This window comes from Parabacteroides faecalis, from assembly GCF_022809355.1.
Classification (GTDB): domain Bacteria; phylum Bacteroidota; class Bacteroidia; order Bacteroidales; family Tannerellaceae; genus Parabacteroides; species Parabacteroides faecalis.
In genome coordinates this window covers 1-3,037 of sequence record NZ_JAKZMM010000097.1, presented here as the reverse complement: position 1 = coordinate 3,037, position 3,037 = coordinate 1, and the positions used below count along the sequence as shown (strand labels likewise).

Annotated in this window: 1 protein-coding gene and 1 pseudogene; both read left to right on the top strand. The window is 39.5% G+C overall.

All coding sequences use genetic code 11. The features are described 5' to 3' along the window. Positions 1–375: 375 nt before the first annotated feature. Positions 376–1,320: pseudogene (locus MUN53_RS18170) on the top strand (phosphatase PAP2 family protein); the annotation flags it as partial. A 225-nt stretch (positions 1,321–1,545) separates the two neighbouring features. Next, positions 1,546–2,946, top strand: coding sequence for an ATP-dependent metallopeptidase FtsH/Yme1/Tma family protein (locus MUN53_RS18165; RefSeq protein WP_243326831.1), 1,401 nt, complete (start codon positions 1,546–1,548; stop codon positions 2,944–2,946). The last annotated feature ends 91 nt before the right edge of the window (positions 2,947–3,037 follow it).

The following is a 3,037-nucleotide window of genomic DNA, read 5'->3' as shown; positions in this document are numbered from 1 at the left end:
AAAACGGACAATTTGAACTCAATACTGAATTTGCGATGACTGATTCCTTTCTTTCCCATTGCTTTCTCTTTTTTTGTTAAATGGGTGTAAAGTAAATCTGTAGTATGACAGGAATCGAAAACAAATCCAGCGAGGATTGAAATCGATTCCCGTTTAGTTTGTTTTATAATTATGATTGATCTCCTAAAAAACGTTTAGAAGACAGAAAAGCTTCTAAGAAACAAATTGTAGATGAACAAACTAAATAAGTTTTTATATCTTTGCCCACCGAGTAAATCCCTTATAAACCATTTATAGTTAATATAAAGGTTAATTAATCGGGAAAGATGAGAGTGTGTGAATAAAGTTTTATAGTACCAGAAATATTAAAGGATAATGGCACTACAAGTAAATTGGGTAGAAAAGACAGAAAGAGGGAGTGGTTTGTTTGCTATTGAGAGTATTAGTTTATTATACAATGCTATAACAACTATACTAATTTTAATTTTATATACGCAGTTAGATCATCCGACTCTTATGTTATACGAACGATTGGGCATTGCCTCACTAACAATCGCCCTGATCATTTTGTACCTAGCCGTTCCTTGTAGACTAACAGCCTTTCTGCGTATTGCTACTCAGTTGGGATTATTAGCCTATTGGTATCCGGACACATACGAATTCAATCGTCTATTTCCGAATATGGATCATTTGTTCGCCCAAGCGGAGCAATTACTGTTTGGTTGCCAACCGGCAGTTGAATTTAGCCAACACTTTTCATCTCTATGGATAAGTGAAGCCTTCCACATGGGATACTTCTTTTATTATCCGATGATTTTTATAGTCGTCATGTATTATTTCTTGCGTCGGTTCGAGCAGTTCGAGAAAGTTAGTTTTTTATTCGCAGCTTCTTTCTTTATTTATTATATCGTTTATATCCTGATTCCGGTAGCCGGACCTCAATTTTATTTTCCGGCTATAGGCATGGATCAAGTACTTGCAAACCATTTCCCAGCCATAGGAGATTATTTTTATGCCAACAACAGCTTATTGCCTGGACCAGGAAACGAGCAAGGTTTTTTCTATCAGCTTGTAGAAGCGTCCCAACAAGTAGGAGAACGACCTACTGCTGCTTTCCCCAGTTCACATGTAGGAATTTCCACCATTGCCATGCATTTAGCCTGGCAAGGCAGCAAAAAACTAACATTTTTGCTTCTGCCATTCTACCTCCTACTTTGTGGAGCTACTGTTTATATACAAGCCCATTATCTGATTGATGCCTTAGCTGGCTTTGGTTCCGCTATTTTTGTTCTTTGGCTATCGTCATACTTATATCAAAAACGTGCAACATTCTCTATTGTGAATCTTATGCCTGTAGTCCAAAGCAACCATATCAGAAAAGTATTTTCATATCTTCTGATTATTATCAGTGTGAAGAAGTGATATAAATCATACAATAATTCAAAACATAGTACATAAAAAATACATAGAGAACACTTTTCCTAACCTATTGAAAACTGAGTTGAAATAGAGAATCTCTAATTTTATCGCCAAATTATTGGTGATATGGAAAGTACTAAACAAGATTTATCCAAACAACCCACAAAAAGAGGAAATCCATATATGGGCTTTTTGTGGGGTATTTTAATTGTTCTATTTTTAAACGGACTGGTTTTCCCGAGTCTGATGGACCGGAAAATCTACAAAACCGACTATGGAGACTTTATAGAAAAGGTAAATAGCGGACAAGTTCGGGAAGTCATGATCGAAAATAAACAGATCTATTTTACTGCCGACAATGATAAAGGTGAACAAACAACCTATCAAACCGGAGAGATCAATGATCCGCAACTGGTAGATCGACTTTTACAGGCGAAAAGTCCGAATCAGACAGGGAAAATTGCATTCAATCAAATTGTCCCACGCGAAAATTCACCTATCCTGAATTTCCTTCTGATGTGGATTCTACCAGGACTCCTGTTTTATATCATTTGGAGACAGACCAGTAAAAACATTCAGTCCCGATTAGGAGCTGGTGGAAATTTCATGTCGTTTGGGAACAGTGGCGCCAAGATTTACGCCGATTCGGATATCAAAACCACTTTTGCAGATGTCGCCGGACAAAATGAAGCCAAAGAGATGTTGTCTGAAATCGTCAACTTCCTGCATAACCCTAAAAAATATACTGATATCGGAGCATCTTTACCGAAAGGAGCTTTGCTGGTAGGACCTCCGGGAACCGGAAAGACTTTAATTGCCAGAGCTGTGGCAGGTGAAGCGAAAGTTCCTTTCTTTGCCATATCCGGTTCGGAGTTTGTCCAGATGTTCGTTGGAATGGGAGCCGCCAAAGTACGGGATCTCTTTAAACAAGCCAACGAAAAAGCTCCTTGTATCATTTTTATTGATGAAATCGATGCCATTGGAAAGAAGCGAGACTCGGCATACGGAGGTAATGATGAACGGGAACAGACCTTGAACCAATTATTAACCGAGATGGATGGTTTCGACGGCAGAAAAGGTGTTGTTATCCTGGCAGCAACCAACCGACCGGAAATGTTGGATAAGGCCTTGCTTCGTCCCGGACGTTTTGACCGTCGCATACAAATGGAACTTCCCGATCTGGAAGGACGAAAATCGATCCTGCAAGTTCATTTGAAGAAAGTAAAACATGAAACCATCGATCTGGATATCGTTGCCCGTGCCACAGCCGGCTCGTCGGGTGCCGAATTGGCCAACATTGTCAACGAAGCTGCTTTGCGTGCTGTCCGGTTAGGACGTCAACATGTGATCACTGCAGATTTGGAAGAGAGCGTAGAGACGGTTATCGCCGGTGCGCAGAAAAAAGATAAGGTTATTTCGCCCGAAGAGAAGAAAATCATTTCTTATCATGAGATCGGTCATGCCTTAGTTGCAGCCCTACAATCTCATTCCGCACCAGTACATAAAATTACCCGTTGGCGGAATTAAATTAGCGCATATTTAACTTTGCCAATGGGTTTGTTGTTTTTATAGTTGATGTATTGTAGGATTGTAAGTGCGCTAATCTTCCCTATAATTC